This is a genomic window from Streptomyces thermoalcalitolerans, from assembly GCF_039525155.1.
In the GTDB taxonomy this organism is placed as follows: domain Bacteria; phylum Actinomycetota; class Actinomycetes; order Streptomycetales; family Streptomycetaceae; genus Streptomyces; species Streptomyces thermovulgaris.
In genome coordinates, this window is sequence record NZ_BAAAHG010000109.1 from 1 (window position 1) to 5,924 (window position 5,924).

Genomic DNA, 5,924 nt, shown 5'->3' on the forward strand with positions numbered 1-5,924 from the left:
GGAACCGGCGGGCGCGGACCCGCCCCTGTGCTGCGCCGGACCGGCGGCCTCCCCGCCGGTCCCCTGCGGCCCGGCGGGGGCGGCGGCCCCGTCCCCCGCCGGTGCCCTCTGCGCGTCCTCCGGGTTCTCCGCGTCCAGCAGCTGGACGGCATGGCGCCCGAGCTGGGCGACCAGGGCACTGGGCAGCCAGGGATCGCGGAGACGTCCGTCGGCGACCGTGTCCCCGGCACCGGTGCGCTGGATGATCTGGTCGAGGGTCGGCCGGGCGGCCGGGTCCTTGCGCAGACAGTCGCGGACGAGGTCGGCGATGCCCTCGGGCACCCCCTCGAGATCGGGCTCCTCCTCGGCGATCCGGAACATCAGCGCGTGCACCCTGCTGTCGGCACCGCCGAAGGGCAGCGCACCGGTCGCGGCGTACGCGAGCACCGAACCGAGGCAGAAGACGTCGCACGCCGGGGTGATCCGGTCGCCGCGCACCTGCTCGGGCGCCATGAAACCGGGCGAGCCGACCAGCGCGCCGGTCCGGGTGAGCCCGCCGTCCGTGACGGTCTCCAGCGCCCGCGCGATGCCGAAGTCGATGACCCGCGGGCCGTCGATCGTGACGAGCACATTGGACGGCTTGAGGTCGCGGTGGACGAGACCCGCCGCGTGGATGTCCTTGAGCGCACCGGCCAGCCCGGCCGCGAGGATCCGCACCGACCGCTCGGGCAGCGGCCCGTGGTCGTGCCCGACGACCTGCTGCAGGCTGGGCCCGGCGACGTACCCGGTGGCCACCCACGGCACGGCGGCCTCGGTGTCCGCGTCCAGCACGGGAGCCGTCCAGTGCCCGCCGACCCGCCGCGCGGCCTGCACCTCCTGCCGGAACCGCGCCCGGAACTCCTCCTGCTGCGCCAGTTCCTGCCGCACCAGCTTCACCGCGACGGTCCGCCCCCGGTCCGACCGGGCCAGGTACACCTGCCCCATGCCTCCGGCCCCGAGCCGCGCCAGCAGCCGGTACGCACCGATCCTCTGCGGATCGTCGGGTGCGAGCCTCTGCACGACCGAACCGCCTCCCCCCGATATCCCCCGATACGTCCCTGCGCGACAGACCGAGAATAGTGCGGTGAACCACACGGACGGAGAACTCGGTGTCTACGGTTCCGTAACAGCGACAACCTGTCGCCAAAACCCTGCGAGCGCAGACAGGACGCCGATATCGTGCCCCGCCGCACCCGTTTACGCTCGCCCCTATGACCCCTCAGCCGAACCCTGAAGCCGGCGCCGCCGTCAAGGCCGCCGACCGTGCCCATGTGTTCCACTCCTGGTCCGCGCAGGATCTCATCGACCCGCCGGCCATAGCCGGTGCCGAAGGGTCGTACTTCTGGGACTACGACGGCAAGCGCTACCTGGACTTCGCCAGCGGGCTCGTCTACACCAACATCGGCTACCAGCACCCCAAGGTCGTCGCCGCGATCCAGGAACAGGCCGCCACGCTGGCCACGTTCGCGCCCGCGTTCGCCGTCGAGGCGCGGTCCGAGGCGGCGCGGCTGATCGCCGAGCGGACCCCGGGCGACCTGGACAAGATCTTCTTCACCAACGGCGGCGCCGACGCCGTCGAGCACGCCATCCGCATGGCGCGGCTGCACACCGGGCGGCCCAAGGTCCTCTCGGCGTACCGCTCGTACCACGGCGGCACGCAGCAGGCCGTCAACGTCACCGGCGACCCGCGGCGCTGGCCCTCGGACAGCGGCACGGCCGGTGTCGTGCACTTCTGGGCCCCCTTCCTCTACCGCTCCCGCTTCTACGCCGAGACCGAGGAGCAGGAGTGCGCACGCGCCCTGGAGCACCTGGAGACGACGATCGCCTTCGAGGGGCCGTCGACCATCGCCGCGATCATCCTGGAGACCATCCCCGGCACGGCCGGGATCATGGTGCCGCCGCCCGGCTATCTCGCCGGGGTGCGCGAGCTGTGCGACAAGTACGGGATCGTCTTCATCCTGGACGAGGTCATGGCCGGGTTCGGGCGGACCGGCGAGTGGTTCGCGGCGGACCTCTTCGGCGTCGTGCCGGACCTGATGACCTTCGCCAAGGGAGTCAACTCCGGCTACGTCCCGCTCGGCGGCGTCGCGATCTCCGGGAAGATCGCGGAGACCTTCGGCAAGCGGGTCTACCCCGGCGGTCTCACCTACTCCGGGCACCCCCTGGCCTGCGCGGCGGCCGTCGCGACGATCAACGTGATGGCCGAGGAGGGCGTCGTCGAGAACGCCAAGCGGCTCGGCGCCGAGGTCGTGGAGCCCGGGCTGCGCGAGCTGGCCGAGCGGCACCCGAGCGTCGGCGACGTGCGCGGTGTCGGCATGTTCTGGGCCGTCGAGCTGGTGAAGAACCGCGAGACCCGCGAGCCGCTGGTGCCGTACAACGCGACCGGCGAGGCGAACGCCCCGATGGCGGCCTTCGCCGCCGCCGCCAAGGCGAACGGCCTGTGGCCCTTCGTCAACATGAACCGCACCCACGTCGTCCCGCCGTGCAATGCGACCGCGGCCGAGCTGAAGGAGGGCCTGGCGGCGCTGGACGCGGCCCTGTCGGTGGCCGACGAGTACACCGAGTAGGCCGTACGCCGAACGGACCGTGGGCCGAACGGCCCTCCGCGCACGACCGTGTCGGCCCCGGACGGCGGTACTGAGGAGTAACCCGAAACGCGTAAGGTGGCGTGCCCGTACAGAACGCACGAGTACGCCACCCCCTACGCGTGAGGAGATTCCCGACCATGCCCGGCAACAGCGGTACCGGCGCCGTGACACGCAGCACGCTGCGGCAGCAGATCGCGGACGCGCTCCGGGACGAGGTGCTGGCCGGGCGGCTCCAACCGGGGCAGGAGTGCACGGTCAAGGAGATCGCCGAGCAGTACGGGGTGTCCGCGACCCCCGTCCGCGAGGCGCTGGTCGACCTGTCCGCGCAGGGCCTGCTGGAGGCCGACCAGCACCGCGGCTTCCGGGTGCGCGAGTACTCCCTGGACGATCTCCGCGCGATGATCGAGGCGCGCGGCCTGGTCGCCGACGGCATGTTCCGGGCCATAGCCGAGGGCCACAAGCCCTTCCCCCGTCTCGACGACCGGTCCTTCATCACCACGCTCGCCGGGGTGCGCCGGCGCGGCGAGGAGGCGCAGCGCGCGGCCGCCGCGGGCGACCTGGCGGTCCTGATCGGCTACGACCTGCGCTTCTGGCGGGAGCTCGCCGCCCTGTTCGGCAACCCCTACCTCAGCGACTTCCTGTACCGGCTGCGCGTGCAGTGCTGGGCGTGCTCGGTGCAGTACCTGCGCCGCCGCACCGATCTGCGCGGCGAGCTGTGGGCCGAGCACACCGCACTCGTCGACGCCCTGGCGACGGGCGACACCACAACCGCCCGCGCGATCGTCGCCGCGTACAACGCCGACGCCCTCGCCCTCGTCGAACGCCTGGCCAACGGCACCTGAGCGACGGGCCCCGCTGCCCTGCCGCCCCCCCTTACCCCTCTGCCGTCCCTTCCATCCCTGATTCGGCGGGACTTCCGCCCCTTGGTACGTGGACGGGCGAGGTCTGGGTAAAGGACCTGCACGGGGAGAACCGAGCGATGCCGTACCGATCACCACCGACTACGCTTCTACACTCCCTGACCACCAAAGCGTTGGAACCCCGCCCTCCCCGAGGAGCCCTCTTTGGCCTGTGACCTGTGGCTGGTACCGCTCGTCGACGTGCTGTGCCACACCCCCGACAACCCGTTCGCCGAGGAACTCGCGCAGTACAACAAGGTGCTCGCCGAGAACGGGCTTCCACCGGTGCCGGTGTACCAGTACATGCCCGGCCTGTCCGGGGAAGTGGCACCGGTGGCCGGCTTCGACTACGACGCACTGCACTTCCTGCGCCGCGCCTACCTCCTCCAGGTCTGCGGCCTGCCGCTGACCCCGGTCGACGAACTGGGCGGCGACTACGAGCAGTTGCTGGAGATGTTCGAGGCGACGGCCCAGCAGTCCCACCTGGTCTGGCACTACGACCACGCCGGCGCCTACGTCCCCCTGGACTTCCCGCTCCCCCTGTCCAACGACGAACTCCTCGCCGGCGGCGGCCCTCTCGGTTCCTCCCAGACCCTCCTGCGCGAGCTGGAGTACATCGCCCCCGCCCTGGGCATCGACCCGGCCAACCCCCCGGCCGCCCCCGAACCCCCCGTGGCTCCCACGGAGTTGGAGCAGCCGGCCGCCCCCGCCCCCTACGACCCCAGCCCCTTCGCCCGCGAACGCCACGTCTGGCTGGGCCTGCACGCGGCGGCCACCCGAAGCCTGGCCCAGGGATCAATGATCGTCTTCAGCTGACGACCGGCGGCACGGAGTTCAGCGGTACGACCGCCCATGGCGCACCCGCACCAATCCCCTTTCCGTGCCGCCCCTTTGCACCCGACGGCCGACTCCACGCGCCCCGCCACCACGGCCCACGACGCCCCTGCCCCGACCGCACATCTCACGACAGGTTTGGCTCAACTCCTTCGACGTTTCGCGCCTTTTCAACCTCGTTCGCAGGAGTCCGCTGCGCTGAGGGGGACAACCGGTATGCTCCCGGGGAAAACTCATCACGGCGCCGATAGCAGAGCGACCGCCGACGCCAAATGACACCGGGCCCTTCGACTGCGCAGACCTGCTGGACTTCTTCGCATCCCCCGTCCTCCACGCCGACGGGCCGAAGTAGCTGTTTTCCATGACATCTGGGGCTACTGCGACTTCTACGGGAACCCGCATCCGGAGGTGCAAAGACGGAACGCTCCACGATTGAGTGCGGCACTCCGGGCTCTCGAGGAGCTGCTCGGCACGCCCGCCGTTCCAGGGGATGCAACGTATTTCGGCAAGGCGGAAAGGTACGGACCGGCCGATCCCGACCTGATCGACGGTCGCGGCCCCGACCTGACCGACATGCCCTGAGCGACTGTTGACAGTGAGCGTTTTCCAACCTGACGGACCGGCTGGGTAGTTGGGCTGACAACGCGGTGAAGCCCCTGGTAGATGGGTTTTCGACCAAGAAATCCGTCTCCACCAGAGGCTTCACATGCTTGTCTACCCGTCGGGCGTCGATGTGTCCAGCTCTGCTCTCCGCTTCCTTGCACAGCAGTTGCGGCGGCACCGCCGTGCGATCGGCTCCCGCTGGCGGCGTCTGAGTGCCGGCCGCCAGGCTCTGCTCGCCCTCGCCCATCTGCGGGTGGGGCACACGTATGCCCAGCTCGCGGCCGGCTTCGGCATCGGAACCACGACCGCCTACCGCTATGTCACCGAGGCCGTCGAACTCCTGGCCGCCCTCGCCCCCACCCTGGCCGACGCGCTGCGGACCGCATCGGCGAAGGCATATCCGATCCTGGACGGCACGCTGCTGCCGATCGACCGCATCGCCGCGGATCGGCCGTACTACTCCGGAAAACACAAAAAGCACGGGATGAACGTGCAGGTCATCGCAGACCCCTTCGGCCGATTGCTGTGGGTCTCACCGGCCCTGCCCGGTGCCGTCCACGACATCCGGGCCGCCCGTGAGCACGGCATCGCCGACGCTCTCGCGGAAGCCGGCATCACGTGCTGGGCGGACAAAGGGTACCGGGGCATCGGCGGCACGGTCCGTGTTCCGTGCTGGGGCCGGTGGGAGACTCTTTCCGCCGGTCAGAAGGCCGCCAACCGCTCCCACGCGAAGATCCGGGCCCTCATCGAGCAGGCCGTCGCCACCCTGAAGTCCTGGCGACTCCTCCGCAAACTGCGGTGTTCGACCACCCGGATCACCAGCCTCGTCCAAGCCGTCCTGACCCTGCATCTGACCAGCTCAGAGTGAGGTTGGAAAAGGCTCAGTGAGGTTTTCTCAACGCCTTTCGTTCCATGCGTTGTTGAGGACAAGGGCGGCCTGAGCAATGGCTCCGATGCGGCTGGGGCTGAGCGTGACATGTTG

The 5,924-nt window shown here is 70.3% G+C and carries 5 protein-coding genes; 4 read left to right on the forward strand and 1 reads right to left on the reverse strand.

Annotation, left to right across the window (positions count from 1 at the left end; all coding sequences use genetic code 11):
• Positions 1-1,038: serine/threonine-protein kinase (locus ABD224_RS28860; protein ID WP_344055212.1), on the reverse strand; the 1,038-nt coding region annotated here is incomplete at its 3' end.
• A gap of 191 nt (positions 1,039-1,229) precedes the next feature.
• Here ABD224_RS28860 and ABD224_RS28865 point away from each other — a divergent pair.
• The 4 genes from ABD224_RS28865 to ABD224_RS28880 all read left to right on the forward strand — a co-directional run bounded on the left by ABD224_RS28865 (position 1,230) and on the right by ABD224_RS28880 (position 5,810).
• Positions 1,230-2,585, forward strand: a complete 1,356-nt coding sequence (locus tag ABD224_RS28865) for an aspartate aminotransferase family protein (RefSeq protein WP_344055214.1) — start codon at positions 1,230-1,232, stop codon at positions 2,583-2,585.
• A 158-nt stretch (positions 2,586-2,743) separates the two neighbouring features.
• On the forward strand, positions 2,744-3,448 hold the full coding sequence (locus ABD224_RS28870; protein ID WP_344055216.1) for a GntR family transcriptional regulator: 705 nt from the start codon (positions 2,744-2,746) through the stop codon (positions 3,446-3,448).
• A gap of 222 nt (positions 3,449-3,670) precedes the next feature.
• A complete protein-coding gene (locus ABD224_RS28875; RefSeq protein WP_067397184.1) occupies positions 3,671-4,321 on the forward strand; it encodes a hypothetical protein in 651 nt (216 codons plus the stop codon).
• A gap of 724 nt (positions 4,322-5,045) precedes the next feature.
• On the forward strand, positions 5,046-5,810 hold the full coding sequence (locus tag ABD224_RS28880; RefSeq protein ID WP_344055220.1) for an IS5 family transposase: 765 nt from the start codon (positions 5,046-5,048) through the stop codon (positions 5,808-5,810).
• The last annotated feature ends 114 nt before the right edge of the window (positions 5,811-5,924 follow it).

Excerpts from the sequence above, each read along its gene's own strand:
- ABD224_RS28865 (WP_344055214.1), top strand. The coding sequence starts at position 1,230 with ATGACCCCTCAGCCGAACCCTGAAGCCGGCGCCGCCGTCAAGGCCGCC.
- ABD224_RS28880 (WP_344055220.1), top strand. The coding sequence starts at position 5,046 with ATGCTTGTCTACCCGTCGGGCGTCGATGTGTCCAGCTCTGCTCTCCGC.
- ABD224_RS28870 (WP_344055216.1), top strand. The coding sequence starts at position 2,744 with ATGCCCGGCAACAGCGGTACCGGCGCCGTGACACGCAGCACGCTGCGG.